This window comes from Paenibacillus sp., assembly GCF_031177825.1.
Classification (GTDB): domain Bacteria; phylum Bacillota; class Bacilli; order Paenibacillales; family YIM-B00363; genus Paenibacillus_AE.
Genome location: NZ_JAPSKE010000032.1, coordinates 48,292 through 63,583, shown reverse-complemented (window position 1 = coordinate 63,583; position 15,292 = coordinate 48,292). Strand labels below are relative to the sequence as shown.

Annotated in this window: 15 protein-coding genes and 1 pseudogene; 1 reads left to right on the top strand and 15 read right to left on the bottom strand. The window is 62.7% G+C overall.

The window, feature by feature from the left end:
• Positions 1-74 precede the first annotated feature (74 nt).
• From RIN49_RS24885 to fosB, 3 genes and pseudogenes are all read right to left on the bottom strand, one after another.
• Positions 75-839: a MerR family transcriptional regulator gene (locus RIN49_RS24885; RefSeq protein ID WP_309122843.1), complete on the bottom strand. Its 765-nt coding sequence runs from the start codon at positions 837-839 to the stop codon at positions 75-77.
• A 43-nt stretch (positions 840-882) separates the two neighbouring features.
• The gene (locus tag RIN49_RS24880; protein WP_309122846.1) at positions 883-1,440 is read right to left on the bottom strand and encodes a GNAT family N-acetyltransferase; all 558 of its coding nucleotides are present in this window, start codon (positions 1,438-1,440) and stop codon (positions 883-885) included.
• A pseudogene (gene fosB / locus RIN49_RS24875) lies at positions 1,429-1,842 on the bottom strand (metallothiol transferase FosB); the annotation flags it as partial. The pseudogene fosB and the gene RIN49_RS24880, both read right to left, overlap by 12 nt.
• A gap of 74 nt (positions 1,843-1,916) precedes the next feature.
• Between fosB and RIN49_RS24870 the strand changes: the two are divergent.
• Positions 1,917-2,732, top strand: a complete 816-nt coding sequence (locus RIN49_RS24870) for an alpha/beta fold hydrolase (protein WP_309122842.1) — start codon at positions 1,917-1,919, stop codon at positions 2,730-2,732.
• Positions 2,733-2,736: 4 nt separating this feature from the next.
• Here the strand turns inward: RIN49_RS24870 and RIN49_RS24865 are convergent, their stop codons facing one another.
• The 12 genes from RIN49_RS24865 to RIN49_RS24810 form a co-directional block, all read right to left on the bottom strand.
• Positions 2,737-6,009, bottom strand: coding sequence for a DEAD/DEAH box helicase (locus RIN49_RS24865; RefSeq protein WP_309122841.1), 3,273 nt, complete (start codon positions 6,007-6,009; stop codon positions 2,737-2,739).
• A 72-nt stretch (positions 6,010-6,081) separates the two neighbouring features.
• Complete coding sequence (locus tag RIN49_RS24860; RefSeq protein WP_309122840.1) at positions 6,082-6,393, bottom strand: hypothetical protein; 312 nt, start codon at positions 6,391-6,393, stop codon at positions 6,082-6,084.
• A gap of 179 nt (positions 6,394-6,572) precedes the next feature.
• Entirely contained in the window at positions 6,573-7,577 is a 1,005-nt protein-coding gene (locus RIN49_RS24855) for an HD-GYP domain-containing protein (protein ID WP_309122839.1), read from the bottom strand.
• Between the two features lie 139 nt (positions 7,578-7,716).
• Positions 7,717-8,001, bottom strand: coding sequence for a hypothetical protein (locus RIN49_RS24850; RefSeq protein WP_309122838.1), 285 nt, complete (start codon positions 7,999-8,001; stop codon positions 7,717-7,719).
• A 67-nt stretch (positions 8,002-8,068) separates the two neighbouring features.
• A complete protein-coding gene (locus tag RIN49_RS24845; protein ID WP_309122837.1) occupies positions 8,069-8,812 on the bottom strand; it encodes a glycerophosphodiester phosphodiesterase in 744 nt (247 codons plus the stop codon).
• Complete coding sequence (locus RIN49_RS24840; protein WP_309122836.1) at positions 8,809-9,366, bottom strand: MgtC/SapB family protein; 558 nt, start codon at positions 9,364-9,366, stop codon at positions 8,809-8,811. Before RIN49_RS24840 ends, RIN49_RS24845 begins: the two co-directional genes overlap by 4 nt.
• A gap of 18 nt (positions 9,367-9,384) precedes the next feature.
• On the bottom strand, positions 9,385-10,443 hold the full coding sequence (locus RIN49_RS24835) for a LacI family DNA-binding transcriptional regulator (RefSeq protein ID WP_309122835.1): 1,059 nt from the start codon (positions 10,441-10,443) through the stop codon (positions 9,385-9,387).
• 16 nt (positions 10,444-10,459) lie between these two features.
• Positions 10,460-11,041 (bottom strand): HAD family hydrolase, encoded by a 582-nt coding sequence (locus tag RIN49_RS24830; protein WP_309122834.1) that lies wholly within the window; start codon positions 11,039-11,041, stop codon positions 10,460-10,462.
• A complete protein-coding gene (locus RIN49_RS24825) occupies positions 11,038-12,054 on the bottom strand; it encodes an ABC transporter ATP-binding protein (RefSeq protein ID WP_309122833.1) in 1,017 nt (338 codons plus the stop codon). Before RIN49_RS24825 ends, RIN49_RS24830 begins: the two co-directional genes overlap by 4 nt.
• Positions 12,055-12,073: 19 nt before the next feature.
• Positions 12,074-13,111 (bottom strand): ABC transporter ATP-binding protein, encoded by a 1,038-nt coding sequence (locus RIN49_RS24820; protein WP_309122832.1) that lies wholly within the window; start codon positions 13,109-13,111, stop codon positions 12,074-12,076.
• Between the two features lie 8 nt (positions 13,112-13,119).
• Positions 13,120-14,265 (bottom strand): ABC transporter permease, encoded by a 1,146-nt coding sequence (locus RIN49_RS24815; protein ID WP_309122831.1) that lies wholly within the window; start codon positions 14,263-14,265, stop codon positions 13,120-13,122.
• Positions 14,266-14,267: 2 nt separating this feature from the next.
• Positions 14,268-15,254, bottom strand: a complete 987-nt coding sequence (locus RIN49_RS24810) for an ABC transporter permease (RefSeq protein ID WP_309122830.1) — start codon at positions 15,252-15,254, stop codon at positions 14,268-14,270.
• Positions 15,255-15,292: the final 38 nt, after the last annotated feature.

The following is a 15,292-nucleotide window of genomic DNA, read 5'->3' as shown; positions in this document are numbered from 1 at the left end:
GACGATGGGTTCGTCTCTTCGACGTGGCCGTGCGGTACCGACCGGACGCTGCGTTCCATGCTGATCCCTCCGTCTTATGTCCGCGCTCCGGTATAAATATGGATCGCGTCTCTTAAAAATTCGGCCGTTCCCGGCTGTTTCGCGTCATAGTATGCCCGGAACCGCTCGTCGTCAACGTACATCTGGGCGAGGCCGGCATGCGCTTCCTTGCTGTACTGCGGCCAATAAAACAGGAGCCAACGCTTGTGCAGCTCGGCCGCCCGCTGCGCGAGCTCCCCGGCCGGATCGCCCTGTCGGAACGCTTCCGCGAGCGTCTCCGTCACCTCTTCCGCAAGACGCGTGACTTCTTCGTATTCCGCTTGCGTCATATTCGCCAGCTTCGCGTTCGACTTGGCGACGACGTCGTCGCCGTACTTCTCCCGCGCCTCGGCGCCGTAGTTCTTCTCGTTGTCTTCGATCAGCTGCTTCTTGAACCCTTCGAACTTCTCTTCGTTCGTCATCTCGATGCTCCCTTCGGCCGCCGCGATCGTCTTCTCCACGTTCGCGATAAGCAGATCTAATTGCCGCCGCTTGGCGAGGAGCTGCTCCCGGTGCGTCCGAAGCGCCTCCGAGCCGTCGAAGGACGGCGAGGTCATGATTCTCTTGATCCGATCCAGATCGAGCCCCAGCTCCCTATAAAACAAGATTTGCTGTAGCCGGTCGACCTCCTCCGAACCGTAGATCCGATACCCCGACGAATTCGTGCGGGCGGGCTTCAAGAGACCGATCTCGTCGTAAAACCGCAGCGTTCTCGGGCTGACGCCGGCGAGCCGGCCCAGCTTTTGCACCGTGTATTCCATCGCGCTCCCCCCTCCTTGCGACTTGCAACCTCAGGGTACACCTTTACGTTACGTCAAGGTCAAGCGTTTTATAATAAAGAATCGTCGCGTCCAACGTTCCGTCGGCGGATCTCGCGAAGGACGGAATGCGTCCGGCTTGTACATACCCCATGGATGCGTACAACCGGTTCGACGGATCCCCCTCCCGCGTATCGAGCACGAGCAAGCTTCGCCCCTCCGCTTTCGCTCGGGCTTCGGCCGTCTCCATAAGCAAGCGGGCGACGCCGCGACGCCGCGCGTTCGGGGCGACCATCAGCTTCGCGATCTCGGCTCGATGCGACCCGTTGGCCTTCGCGCAAAGGTGCAGCTGCACCGTGCCGATCGTCTCCTCGCCGAGACGCGCGATCCACAAGACGGTGTCGTCGCCCGCGACGCCGCCCCAGTAGCGATCCGCTTCTTCTTCGGACAGCGGCGGCAAGAAGCCGATCGACGCCCCGTCTCCCACGACGTCGATCAAGAGCCTGCGCAGCTGTTCCGCAACGCGTCCTTCGACGCAGCGGATTTCGGCGACGACGACCGAGGGATCCGGCGGCGAGGGGGCGGCCTTTTCATAAAATTGCATATGCGTCTTCTCTTCCCGGTAATACGTTAATCGATCGTTCAACGTCCCGGTATGGAACTCGAACCGATGGCCGTCGGGATCCTGGAAGTACACGGAACGCCGATCTCGCTCGTCCCTCTCCCGGCCTGGAAGGATCTCGACGTCGAGCGCCCGAAGCCGCGCCGCGAACGCGTCGAAGTCCGCTTCCGCCACGGCGAAGGCGCAATGCGTATACGTGCTCCCCGCCCCGGAGCGGTCGACGTCCTCCTGATTGAGAGCCACCCAGAGTCCGGCCAGATCGAAGTACGCGAGCCTCCGCCCGCGGATCAGCAGCTTCGCGCCGAAGACGTCTCGATAGAATTGTATCGACCGCTCGAGATCGGATACGGAAAAGCACAAATGGTTCAGGCCTTGCACATTCATGTCTGGATTCGCTCCTACCGCGGCTAGGCTCCGCATATAAATTTGTATCGAGAATAAGGAAGGCGGATGTACGCATGTTTATCGAAACGGAAAAGGGAGTGCGGATTCGCGTTCACGATTTGAATCCGGGAAGCGGGAGCCGCCCGGTCATGTTCGTTCACGGCTGGCCGCTGAATCATCGGATGTACGAGTATCAATTCAACGTCTTGCCGGCTTACGGGTTTCGCTGCGTCGGCATCGACTTGAGAGGATTCGGCGAGTCCGACAAGCCGTGGCACGGCTATACGTACGACCGGTTGGGCGACGACGTCGCCGCGGTCGCGGAGGCGCTCGACTTGCAGGATGCCGCGCTGGTCGGCTTTTCGATCGGGGGACCGATCTCGATCCGCTACTTGGCGCGTCACCCGGCGCATCAGGGGAGTCGCATCCGCAAGCTGGTCTTGATCGACCCGGCCGCGCCGGCCTTCGCTCGCAAGCCCGACAATCCGTACGGCATGCCGGTCGAACAGATCGACGACCTCATTCGGCAGACGGCGGCGGACCGACCGAAGATGCTTCAGGATGTAAGCCTCCAGTTTTTCAATCGGAACGTCGGGCCGGGAATGCTGAACTGGTTCGTCTCCATGGGCATGCAAGCGGCTTCCTATGCTACGATCCAATTCCTCGTCGCGCTCCGAGACGAAGACGTGACGAACGACCTGCGCGCGATCCGCGTGCCGACGTCGATCTTCCACGGCGTGCACGACAAGATCGTCGCCTACCCGGTCGCGCAGCGGCTGCAGCAGAACCTCCCGGGATCGACCTTGCAGCCGCTGTATAACAGCGGGCACGGCTCCGTCGTCGACGAGATGGAGGCGATGAACGCGGCGCTGCTGTCCGCGCTGCGATAACGGCTCAGATCGACAGCAGCTCGCGAAGCTCCGCCTCCGACAAGGAGCCGAACGCCGCCGGCCCCGCTTGCACGACGTCGTCGATCAGATGCTTCTTCCGCTGCTGCAGCTCGTAGATTTTCTCCTCCAACGTATCTCCGGCGACGAGCCGAATGACTTGCACGACGTTCGTCTGCCCGATCCGGTGCGCTCGGTCGGCGGCCTGCTGCTCCACGGCGGGATTCCACCACAGATCGTACAGAATTACGGTATCGGCTCCCGTCAGGTTCAGTCCCGTCCCGCCCGCCTTCAGCGAGATCAAGAACAAATTCCGTTCCCCGTCGTTGAACCGATCGCACAGCTCGACGCGTTCCGCGGCGGGCGTGTCGCCGTCCAAGTAAAAATACGGCACGCCCTGCCGCCCGAGCTCCCGTCCGATCAAATCCAGCATGCCCGTGAATTGAGAGAACACGAGCATTCGCTTCCCCGCGCCTCGTCCTTCCTCGAGCAAATCCATCAGCGATTCGAATTTTCCCGAGCTGCCTTCATACCCTTCGACGAACAGCGCCGGATGGCAGCAAATTTGGCGAAGCCGCGTGAGGCCCGCCAAAATACGCATGCGGCTCTTGTGGAAGCTGTCGACGTCGAGATGCTTCAGCGTCTCCTGGCGAAGCTTCGCGAGGTAAGCGGCGTACAGTCGCTTCTGCTCCGGGAACAGCTCCGAAGCGTGCAGCGTCTCGATCTTCTCCGGCAGCTCGCCGAGCACGTCGGATTTGAGACGGCGCAGCAGGAACGGACGTACCCGCTTCGCGACGCTGCTTCGGGACATATCCCGGAACAGCCTCCGCTCGGGGAACAGCGTCGGGAAGACGACGTCGAAGATCGACCATAGCTCTTCGATGCCGTTCTCGATCGGCGTGCCGGTCAGCGCGAACCGATGGCTCGCCTGCAGCCGTTTCACGGCGTGGGCCGTCTGGGTGGCATAGTTTTTGAACGCTTGGGCTTCGTCCAAGAACACGGTATGGAACCGTCGTCTGGCGTACGACGCGATATCGCGCCGCAGCAGCGGATACGACGTGATGACGACGTCGGCGTCGCGCGCGAGGCGGAGTTTCTTGGCGCGTTCTTCCTGATCGCCGTCGACGAGCGCGACCTTCACGTCCGGCGCGAATTTGTGGAACTCGTTCCTCCAATTGTACGTGAGCGACGCCGGCGCGACGACGATCGCGGGTTCTCGCCGCTCCCGGATGTCCGGCAGGACGGAGACGAGGAAGGCGATGCTCTGCAGCGTCTTCCCGAGCCCCATGTCGTCGGCCAGGACGCCGCCGAAGCGGTAATGAGCCAGCAGCTTCATCCAACGGAAGCCGTGCTTCTGGTACTCCCGCAGCACGGCGTCGAGCGATGGCGGCACCGGGAACTCGAGGTTGTCGGGATATCGCATATTCTCGAGCACCTGCCGGAACGACTTCCCGAGCTTCACGGCGCGGCTCTCGTGCTCCGCGAGGTCCATGAAGTACAGTCCCCGGGAGACGGGGATGCGCGCCGTCGCCCCGCTCAGCTCCGCCGGGGTAAGGCCGGTCTCCTTCAGGAACCGCGCCAGCTGTTGAAACTCCTCGCGCTCGAGCGGCAGCAGAGCGCCGGAGGGGAGCCGGTAATATTTCTTCTTCTCGTCGATCGCCCGCACGAGCTGCCGGATGTCCGACTCCGGGATGCCGGCGAGGTCGAACTTGATCTCGAGCCAGTCGACCCTCTCGTCGACGTCGACCTTCGCGACGGGCGCCTTCGGACTCGGGGCGATTCGGGCTTTCACGGCGGTGGTCGCGAAGATGTCCGCCAGCCGTTCGAGCTTCGGGACGAGCTCGTAGAGAAACTCGAACTCGTCCGCTTCGTCGGTCAGGAAATAGCCGCTCTCCGTCTGCACGAACCCGCCGGCGTCCATCAAATCCAGGATGCGCCGCTCCTTCTCCCCGTCGCGCAGCAGGATGCGGCCGGTCTTCGCCGTGCTGGCGCGCGCCTCCACCGGGTTGACGACGAGATCGCCGTATTGGAACTCCACGCCCGCCAGCAGCCGATCCCTGACGCGGTCGAGGTAAATTCGGGCTTTCAACGGCGTCTGCACGATCCGGTCCGACACCGCCTTCGCGACGCGCACTTCGCCGAGCGCGAGCAAGCCCGGGACGACCTCGCGCAGGAACGTCTCCATCCGTTCGGAGGGAATGCGGATGCGCGGCTCGCGCAACGACGTCAGGAGCCGCTGCAGCTCCGCCAGCCGTCTGCAGGACGCCGCCGGCAGTTTGATCAGCTTGCCGCCGTGCAGGGCGAGACCGTACGCCTCCATGACGAGGACGCCGTCCAGCCCGCCCGCGTCCAGCCGGAACGCGTCGTCTCCGCCATCGCCGAACGCGGCGGCTACGTCCGCGTCGAATTCGAACCGAAGCGGCAGCGGCTCCTCCGCCGTCCGGAGGCCGCTCCATCGCTCGCCTTCGGCTTCGAGCGCGACGGAAGGCGCCGCGGCGAGCAGCGGCTCCAGCGCTTCCCAGGCGTACGGCGGCACGGGGAGCTCCCGGTCCGCGGCGGATCGCCGGGCGGCCGGCAAAGCCGCCGCTCCCGCCGCGCGGTACGCCTCCTCCGAGCGCTTCGCCCGGACGAGCTCGCGCAGCGCCGCTTCGTCGGCGGGCGCGAACCGATGCGCCTGCGGATCGTACGCGAAGCGGGCGGTGAACGCGTACGTCTCCCCGCGGTCATAGGCGTCCAGGAAGTCCCGAATGCGAGGAACGACGTACGTCTTCCCCGGGCCGAGCTTCATCTCGACGGCGAACAATCGATTCCCGTCCGCATACTCGCGCGCCTTGACGGTCCACTCGACGCCGAGCGTCTCCTTCCGCGCGCCGAGCGCGGTCCGGCGGACGCCGTCTCGCGGCGGGCCCGACGCGAAGAGCGCCAGCAGTCCGTCCGCGGCGCGCTGCTCCGCGGACGGACTCGGCCGATACGACGACCGGAGTTCGCTGCGGAGTTCGTAGATTTGTAGAAGAGCAGCCGCGATATGCTCGCAGGGCTCCTCGTATCGAAGGAACGGCTCGCAGTCGCAGTTCGCGACCGGCGAACCGTCCGATCCGAACGACACGGACACGCGGCGGACGCCGCCGCTTCCGGCGACCTCGGCGTCGAAGCCCGCCGCGTCCGGGTCGTCGCGGTCGAGGCGCGCGCGTCCCGCGGCGTAGATCGCTTCTCCGTCTTCGTACGCGAACCGGCCGCACAGACGCTTGATCGATTGTAAGGTGAACGGCTGGGCGGTCATGGAAGTCCCTCTCGGTTTCGTAAATAGATACTCCCATTATCAAGCATCCCGAACGATCGACGCAAGCTTCGGTTATGCCTCGCTTCTTCGTTTCAGCAGCGCGTCCGCGACCTGCCGGAAGATGTCCTGCAGTTCCTCGTGCACCGCGCGAACCGCGTCGGCCGTGGACGCGCCGAGACGGCTCTCGTCGACGGAAGCGCGAAGCCCGTTCACGAAATCGAACGAAGCCGCGTACAGCTTCTCCGCCGGCAGTCGGGACGGCTCCTCCTTCCCTTCTTCGAAGCGGCAGCTAGACAACCGAACGAGGCCGGCTTGGAACGTTCCGGTGCTTGGGGCGACGGCGAGCAGAAACAACAGGTCCGCGTCCGGCAGCGGGACGTACACCGGACGCCTCTCGGTTACGACGAGGTTGTAGCCGAGCCGTAATGTTTCTAGCGGTTTGGTCGAGCGGGGTCATGGGCGGAGTCTCCTTTTCGTCTCTAGCAATCTATTAAGGTTCATACTCCATCCCTATGCGAGAAAAAGAAAAACGATGCCCCTCGGGACATCGTTCCGTATGCCGCTTACCCCGCGGCCGTCTGCGCCGACGCCGCTTGTCCGCGGGGCGCCTCCTGCGTCTGCAGCGTCCCGTCGCGGGCGAGCGCCCGAAGGAACGCGTCCGCCACCGCCGAATCGAACTGCGTGCCGCTGTGGCGCCGAAGCTCCTCGGCCGCGGTCTCTACGGCAAGCTTCTGCCGGTACGAGCGGTTCGTCGTCATCGCGTCGAATGCGTCCGCCGCCGCCAAGATGCGCGCGCCGAGCGGGATGGCGTCCCCGCGCAAGCCGTGCGGATACCCCTTGCCGTCGATGCGTTCGTGATGGTGCCGCACCATATCGGCGATGCCGAGCTCCTGCAGCCGGGCGATATTTTTAATGATGTTGTAGCCGGCCTCCGGATGCAGCTTCATAATCTCGTATTCTTCCTCGGTCAATCGCGATTCCTTGCTTAAGATATGCTCCGGCGTGCCGATCTTGCCGATGTCGTGAATGAGTCCCGCCAAGTAGACGGCTTCCGTCTGCGCCGCGGGCAGCTTCAGCTCCTCGGCGATGCGCTTGGCGTAGCCCGCGACGTTGCGCGAATGGAACGCCGTATACGGGTCGCGCGTATCGATGCTCTTCGCGAACGACAGCATCGTGTCCATGAACAGCTCCTCGTACTGCCGCTTCTGGCTGTAGTGCCGGAAGGACGTCGAGGCCATCCGCCTCGCCAAGCACGAAATCGCGAGGAAGGCGGCCGCGGATACGGCGCCGCCGGCTTCCCCTTCCGCGACGAACGCGATCAACGCGCACGACAGCGCGTTGGCGGCGACGAACGCCGCGACGGGGATGCGGATCAAGCCGAGGTAGATCGCCGGGATGGCGAACAACGTCAGCAGCGCGGGATCGCGCCAGATCAAGTTCACGGCGGCGGAAGCCGCCGAGACGAGCGCGAAGGCGGTCCAAAACCAAATCGCGCGAGGAAGATTGACAGGGCAATACGCCTGACCTTGCATGCAACGCTGAATCGATTCTCGTTCCTCCAGCTCCACTCCGAACACCAGCCTCTCTTTCTATTTCATTCCATTATAAGAGAATCTAACGACCCGCGCCATCAGACCTATATCGAAAAGGAAAGGTCCAAGCCGCTCCGCCGAAACGGAACGCCTTGGACCTCGTACGAACTACCTCTTATGCCGCTTCCCCTATCGCTCGATTGACGGCCGCTCGATGCTTCCATACGAATGCGCAAGCTTCTTCCGCCGTCAGCTTCGTCTCCCCGTCGTCGCAATACGTCTCGCCCTTGCCGTGAATCGTCCAGGCGCCGTCCGGATACCGCATAAGCGTCCAGCTCCCGCCCCGCTCCCGGTCCGCGAAGACGAAATACCGCTTGCCCCCCGTATCGTCCCAAGCCGCCCACTCCTCGAACGCGTTCATAAACGATCCCGCGTCTCTCTTGCTTCGAATTTGCGCCATTCGCAGATCCTCCCCGATTTCGGTTTCCCATCCGCTTCCATTGTACCGAATCGGGGCCGAGCTGTCGTTAACGTCGTAAATCGTCGTCTTCCTTCGAGATCGTCCGCGCCGCCGTCAAGCATTCGCGAAGCGTCTTCGGGCGTCTCGTCGTAATGGCGTCGACGCCCATCGCGGCGAACCGACGCATCTCCTCCGGCTCGTTCACCGTGTACACCCAAACCGACAGTCCCGCCGCCTGCGCCGAGCGAACGACCGTCTCCGAGCACGTCGCCTTGTTCAGGTTGATCCCTCGATACCCGAGCCGGACCGCCGTCTCGCAGACCGCCTCGGCGTACGCTTGTTCTTCCCCGGCGGGAGGCGCGGCCGTCGGCGCGTTCCACAGCGCCGGCACGTCAGGGTGCCGCTCGGGCATGCCCGCGGAGCAGCCCGTGACGAACGCCAGCTCTTCCGCCCCGTACATGCGCACGAGCGCCAACGCCGGGTCGATCGCTTCCAGGCTCTTCAGATCGAGGTTCAGCCGGATCCGATGCATGGCCGCATGGCGCAGCACGTCGTCGAGCCTCGCCAGCTCATGCTCCCCGTGTCGCGGCGCGACGCGCGCGCGAAGCCCAGGCTCGTTCAGCTCCGCGAACCCATGCGACTTCAGCTCCGGCTTGTCGTCGTGCAGCAGCAGAAGCGTGCCGTCGCGCGCCGTCAGCACGTCGACTTCGACGATGTCGGCGCCGGAAGCGACGCCTTCCAAATAAGACGCCCACGTGTTGTCCGGCGCATCCCCGCAGCCGGTGTGCGCCCCGATCCACGTCCGATTCATGCCGTCTCGCTCCTTTGCCCTTGCGATTCCCGTTCGGAGCCGAGCGGCGCCTGCCCTTGCGCGTTCCCGCAATCCCGCTCCTGTTCTCGCCTCCGCTCCGTCCATTCGTGATCCTTCTTCTCGATAAAGCCCCCGACTCGGACGAGCACGAAGGCGGCGGCGACGGTAAAGCAGACGATGCCGTAGAAGCCCGCGCCGATGCCGATCCCGACGCCGCCCGCGAACAGGATCATGGCCGCCGACGTCAGCCCCTTCACCTCGAAGCCCGTCTTCATGATCAACCCGGCTCCTAGGAAGCCGAGTCCCGTGACGATCTGCGCCGCGAGCCGCATCGGATCCATCATCGTCCGATCGTGCATATGCCCGTAATAGGACACGCTCTGGATCGAAACGATCGTGATCAACGCCGACGCCACCGTCACGAACATATACGTCTTCACCCCGGCCGGTTTATGCTTATGCGTCCGGTCGAAGCCGATCAACAGTCCCAGCAGTCCGCTGACGAGGATTCGGATGTAGATCTCGTAATCGCCGAACCACGCCCCCGTCGTCATGACCGCATCATCCTTGCGTTATCGCTCATCCCGATTCCTCCCTTGATCCGGAACGGCCGCGCAGGAACTCCGTTCGACGATCCCGCAATCCACGATGCATCGCTCGTCGACGTCCCCGTCGACGATGCCCAGCATGCGCAGCAGCGTCGTCACCGCTCGCGCGCCGAGGTCAGCCGGCCGAAGATCCATGCTCGTCAGCGCAGGCGTCGACCGCGTCAGCATCGAATCGTCGCCGCAGATGACGAAGACGGAGACGTCGTTCGGGACGTCGAGGCCAAGCTCCTTCAGCGCGTGCAGGCAGCCGAACGCCGTCCGGTCGTCGTCCGCGATGAAGGCGGTCGCCCGTCCGTCCGAAGCTTCGATCACCCGCTTGGTTTCCTCGTAGCCGTAGTTGGAATACCGTTCGTCGGACAGCTCCGGCTTGTGGAACATCATCCACGGCTCGATCCGGACGCCTCGGCCCGCCATCGCTTCGAGGAAGCTCTCTCGGCGGTCGGCCGCCACCGTCGTCGAGACGCCCGCGTTCAGGAAAGAGATCCCGCGGTGGCCGAGCGCGAACAAATAATCGCATATGTCGCGCACGATCTTTCGATTGTCGTTGTCGACCGTCGGCGTTGGCGTCGGAGCGTCCGCCGCCTGAACCCGGCCGATCGTCACGAACGGAATGCCCTCCCGCTGCATCAGCTCGATGCGATCGTCCGATTCCCGCGGGTCCATGACGACCGCGCCGTCGATCGGATAGCTGGCTAGGAACGGCGTCGCGATGTCCTGCGCCGGAATCATGTCCAGCAGCACGCGATAGCCGTACCGAGCCGCCTCGAGCACGACGCTGTTAATGAATTGCGTATGGAAAGCGCTGAAGAAGAACCGGCCGTGCGGGATCGTCAGCCCGATCGCCATCGTCCGCTTCGTCACTAAGCTCCGAGCGATTTGATTGGGTACGTAGTTCAGCTCTCGGGACGCGCGCAGCACGCGTTCCGTCACTTCCTTGCTGGTCGGGCGCTTCTGGCTGAACACGTTCGATACCGTCCCCTTGGACACCCGCGCCAGCTTCGCCACTTCATCGATTTTGCTCACGGCGCCGCTCTTCCTCTCAAGACGCCGTGCTCGCGGAACTCGCTTCGGAAGCCGTCAGCGCCGCGTTCAACCGTTCGACCAGCTCCACGAATTCCATCGGGTCGGACACCGTATACATCGGCGTCTCCGACGCGTCCGCAGGCACTTTCGGATACCTCGGCGTCCAATCCAGGTGTACGCTGATCATGCCCATCGCGTTCGCGCCTTTCACGTCCCGGCTTAAGTTATTGCCGAGCATCACGATGCGGCCTACGTCCCGCTCGCTTAAATCCATTGCCCCGATCGCCGCCTTGAACATGCGCGGGCTCGGCTTCGACGCCTTGATCGGCTCCGAATAAATCATCGTCTCGAAGCAGTCGTACACGCCGTTCATCGTAAGCAGGTTCACGAACGACTGCGCCCGCCCGTCCGCGACGAGGGCGAGCCGATAGCCCCGTTCCGCCAGCGTCTTCACCATGACGTCCGCGCCGGGAATGACCTTCCCTTCGATGACGATGTCGTGCTCGTCGCGAACCTCGGTGCCTTCGTCGATGATCGTGTCGCCGCAATCCAGAAACACGATCAATCGCTTTTCATCCTTCGTTCCGGATCCGTTCATGCGTTAACCCCCCGTAATGTAAGCTGTTCCGCGTAATGGCAAGCCGCGTGATGACCTTCTCCGATCTCTTGCAGCCGCGGCGCCTCCAGCGCGCAGCGTTCCGTCTTATAAGGACATCTCGGATGGAAGTGACAGCCGCTCGGCGGATTCGCCGGATTCGGCACCTCGCCTTCCAGAATGATGCGCTCCTTCTTCCGCTCCGGATCCGGCTGCGGCACGGCGGACATGAGCGCCTCCGAATACGGATGACGCGGCCGCGCGAACAACGACGCGACCGGAGCGAGCTCTACGATTTTCCCGAGATGCATGACGGCCACGCGGTCCGAGATGTTCTGCACGACCGACAGATCGTGAGAAATAAACACGTACGTGATGCCGAACTGCTCCTGGAGATCCTTCAACAAATTGATGATCTGCGCCTGAATCGAGACGTCGAGCGCGGACACCGCCTCGTCGCAGACGACGAGCCGCGGCCGCGAGACGAGCGCGCGGGCGATGGCGATCCGCTGCCGCTGACCGCCCGAGAACGCATGCGGGTACCGGCGCAAATAATTGACGTTCAGCCCCGTCTTCGCGGCGATGTCCGTCACTTTCTCTTCGACCTCCGCGCGGCTAAGCTTCCGCGAGGCGACGAGCGGCTCGGAGATAATGTCGAACACGCTCATCCGCGGACTGAGCGAAGAATACGGATCTTGGAAAATCATCTGGATGTCCTTGCGATATTTCTTCGCGTCCTTCCCCTTCAGTTTCAAGTAGTCGACGCGCTCGCCGCCTTCCGCGACGTAAAGCGCTTCGCCTTCGCTCGCTTCGATGCCGCGCACGATGCAGCGGCCGAGCGTCGTCTTGCCGCAGCCCGATTCCCCGACGACGCTTAACGTCTCCCCCTCGTGCAGCTCGAACGAAATCTCGTCCAGCACCCGGACGTACGACGGTTTCCGAAACAGCCCTCGGGCCTTGGACTCTACCCGGTAGTCCTTGCTGAGCCGTTTCACTTCCAAGATCGGTTGGACCATGGGCGTATCACACCTCGCTTTACTCCGAATATAGGAAGCATCTGACCGTATGCCGCTCCCCGACGTGCGTCTGCGGAACGGCGCGCGCGTTGCAAACGCCTTCGATTCGATCCTTGCACCGGTCGTAGAAGCCGCACATCGGCGGCATGTCGATCGGCAGCGGTACGGAGCCTTCGATCGAATCGAGCCGCTTCTTGGTTCCCCCGAGGCGCGGCATCGACTTCAGCAGCCCCTTCGTGTACGGATGCTTCGGGTTCGCGAACAGCTCCTTCACCGGCGCTTGCTCGACGATCTTCCCGAGGTACATGACCGCCACCTCGTCGCACATCTCCGCGATAATGCCGAGGTCGTGCGTCACCAATAAGATCGCCATGCCGAATTCGGCCTGCAGCGACTTCATCAGATCGAGCACCTGCGCCTGGATCGTCACGTCGAGCGCCGTCGTCGGCTCGTCGGCGATGAGCAGCTCCGGATTGCAGGATAAGGCCATCGAGATCATCGCCCGCTGCCGCATCCCTCCGGAAAATTCGTGCGGAAATTGATCGAACCGCTTCGCCTCGTCGGAGATGCCGACCTTGCTCAGCATCTCGAGGGCGATGCGCTTCGCGATCTTCTTGTCCTTCGTCCGATGCTGCCGGATCGCCTCGACGATCTGATTGCCGATCGTGTACATCGGCGAGAACGCCGTCATGGGCTCCTGGAAGATCATCGAAATTTGTCGTCCGCGGATCGAGCGGATGCGGCGGCCGGTCGGATCGAGCGAGACGATGTCCACGCCGTCGCCTTCCTTGTCGCCGGAACTTTCGCCCGGGGAGCGGAACCGGATGCTTCCCGTCGTCTCGCACTCCTTCGGGTTCAGCCCGAGAATCGCCCGGCTCGTCAGGCTCTTGCCGCAGCCGGATTCCCCGACGAGCCCGAGCGTCTGTCCCTTCTTAATGTCGAAGTCGACGCCGTCCACCGCGTGCATGACCCCGTTATCCATCTCGATGCGGATGCGCAGATCCCTCACCGACAGCAGCGGCGCGGCCGGAGCCGCCGATTCGCGAGTTGTCGTCATGCTCTCCCTCATTTCTTATAAGGATCGGCGGCGTCCCGCATGCCGTCGCCCAAGAAGTTAAACGTCAGCACCGTCGCGACGACGACGCCGAGCGGAATCAGCTTCCAAGGATACAACGCGACGTTCTCGATCTTCTGCGCCTCTTGGAGCAGTACGCCCCAGCTCGTCGCGGGCGACCGAATGCCGAGACCGAGGAAGCTCATCGCCGTCTCCCCGAGGATCATGCCGGGAATCGCCAGCGTCGTCGCGACGACGAGATAGCTGATGAAGCCTGGAACGAGGTGACGCACGATGATCTTCGTATCGCTGACGCCGGCGATCTTCGCCGACAAGACGTAATCCTCGTTCTTCAGCGAGATGAACTTCCCGCGTACGACCCGCGCGAGATCGGTCCATCCGATGAACGCGAGGATGATGACGATGTACAGGTACATCGTGACGACCGGAATGCGCGGCGGAATCGCGGCGGACAGCGCCATCCAGAGCGGCAGCGTCGGGAACGAGCGAATGACCTCGATGACGCGCTGGATGAACGAGTCGAGTCGCCCGCCGAAGTAACCGGAGACGCCTCCGATGAACAGCCCGAGCACGAAGCTGATGCCGACGCCGACGATCGGAATGCTGAGCGAAATTTGGCTGCCGAGCACGACGCGGGAGAACAGATCGCGCCCCATCCCGTCGGTGCCGAGCAGGAACAGCCGTCCCGGCTCCTCTACGCCGAACAGATGAATCGTCGTCGGGAACAAGCCTAGGAACTTGTATTCCTCTCCTCGCGCGAACAGCTTGATCGGGTAGCGCACTTCCTCGTTCGAAACGAACTTCTTGCGCATCGTCTCGGGATCGCGCTCCGACTTCAGCTCGTAGACGAACGGCTGCAGATGAAACTTTCCCTCCGCGTCGACGAAACGAGGCATCATCGGCGGCGCGTTCACGTACTTGCTGTCGTAGCTTTCCAGCCCGTACGGGGCGATAAATCTTGCGAATACGGCGACCGCATACAGCAAGCCGAGCACGATCAGGCTGATGCGGGCCAGCTTATGCTTCTTGAAACGCAGGTACATCAGCCGCCATTGCGAGCTGTAGTTGGCGTCCTTCGTCTTCGCGGGAGCCGCGGCTTCGGCGCGTCGTTTCCCAAAAACCGGTATCATACTCATCGCTACATTCCCCTGAATTCGGTTCGAATTTTTGGATCCAGCCACGCGAGAAGGATGTCGGAGATGAGCGTCCCGACGACGGTCAGGAGCGCCATGAACAACAGCCACGAGCCGGCCAAGTACATGTCTTGCCCGAGCAGCGCCTGGTACATGACCGGACCTTGGATCGGCAGGTTCAGCACGATCGCCGTAATCGTGGAACCGGTGAAGATCGACGTGAGCGACCAACCGAACGTGCTGACGATCGGATTGAGCGCCGCGCGCGTCGGATACTTGAACAAAATTTTCGTCTCGGACAGTCCTTTCGCCCGCGCCGTGACGACGTTGGGCTTATTCAATTCGTCCAGCATCTGCCCCCGCATGACGCGGATGAGGTCCGCGGTGCTCGCAAGGCCGATGACGATGACCGGGATCACCAAGTGCTTCGCCAGATCGACCATCTTGTCGTACGACCACGGGGCGTTCGCGTATTCGCTCGAGAACAAGCCGAGCAGCGGATCGCCGAACCAAGTGTACGACAGGTACATCAAGATGATCGCCATGAGGAAGTTCGGCGTCGCCATGCCGAGGAAGCTCAGTCCGGAGAAGAAATAATCTCCCGCCGAATACTGCTTGACGGCGCAATAAATACCGACCGGAATCGCGACGAGGTACTGGAACGCCATCGTAACGAGGGACACGACGAGCGTGAGACCCATATATTGACTGATGACGGCGGTGACCGGCTTGTTGTAATTGAAGGAAAATCCGAAGTCGCCGTGCAGCAAGATATTTTTTATCCACAGGAAGTACTGCTCGTAGAGCGGGCGATCGAGACCGAGCGTCGCGCGCATCTTATCCATGTCCTCCTGCGACATGACGTCGCCGGCGACGGACATCTTCGCCGCGTAGTTGGACACGTAATCGCCGGGCGGAAGCTGGATGATATAGAACACGATAATGGATATCAAGAAGACGACGGGAATGACCAGCACGATTCTTCTCAGCATGTATTGAAGCATCTCGCACACGTTCCTCTCCGTAACGG

Excerpts from the sequence above, each read along its gene's own strand:
- RIN49_RS24885 (WP_309122843.1), bottom strand. The coding sequence starts at position 839 with ATGGAATACACGGTGCAAAAGCTGGGCCGGCTCGCCGGCGTCAGCCCG.
- RIN49_RS24880 (WP_309122846.1), bottom strand. The coding sequence starts at position 1,440 with ATGCAATTTTATGAAAAGGCCGCCCCCTCGCCGCCGGATCCCTCGGTC.
- RIN49_RS24870 (WP_309122842.1), top strand. The coding sequence starts at position 1,917 with ATGTTTATCGAAACGGAAAAGGGAGTGCGGATTCGCGTTCACGATTTG.
- RIN49_RS24865 (WP_309122841.1), bottom strand. The coding sequence starts at position 6,009 with ATGACCGCCCAGCCGTTCACCTTACAATCGATCAAGCGTCTGTGCGGC.
- RIN49_RS24850 (WP_309122838.1), bottom strand. The coding sequence starts at position 8,001 with ATGGCGCAAATTCGAAGCAAGAGAGACGCGGGATCGTTTATGAACGCG.
- RIN49_RS24845 (WP_309122837.1), bottom strand. The coding sequence starts at position 8,812 with ATGAATCGGACGTGGATCGGGGCGCACACCGGCTGCGGGGATGCGCCG.
- RIN49_RS24840 (WP_309122836.1), bottom strand. The coding sequence starts at position 9,366 with ATGACGACGGGGGCGTGGTTCGGCGATTACGAGATCTACATCCGAATC.
- RIN49_RS24830 (WP_309122834.1), bottom strand. The coding sequence starts at position 11,041 with ATGAACGGATCCGGAACGAAGGATGAAAAGCGATTGATCGTGTTTCTG.
- RIN49_RS24825 (WP_309122833.1), bottom strand. The coding sequence starts at position 12,054 with ATGGTCCAACCGATCTTGGAAGTGAAACGGCTCAGCAAGGACTACCGG.
- RIN49_RS24820 (WP_309122832.1), bottom strand. The coding sequence starts at position 13,111 with ATGACGACAACTCGCGAATCGGCGGCTCCGGCCGCGCCGCTGCTGTCG.
- RIN49_RS24815 (WP_309122831.1), bottom strand. The coding sequence starts at position 14,265 with ATGAGTATGATACCGGTTTTTGGGAAACGACGCGCCGAAGCCGCGGCT.
- RIN49_RS24810 (WP_309122830.1), bottom strand. The coding sequence starts at position 15,254 with ATGCTGAGAAGAATCGTGCTGGTCATTCCCGTCGTCTTCTTGATATCC.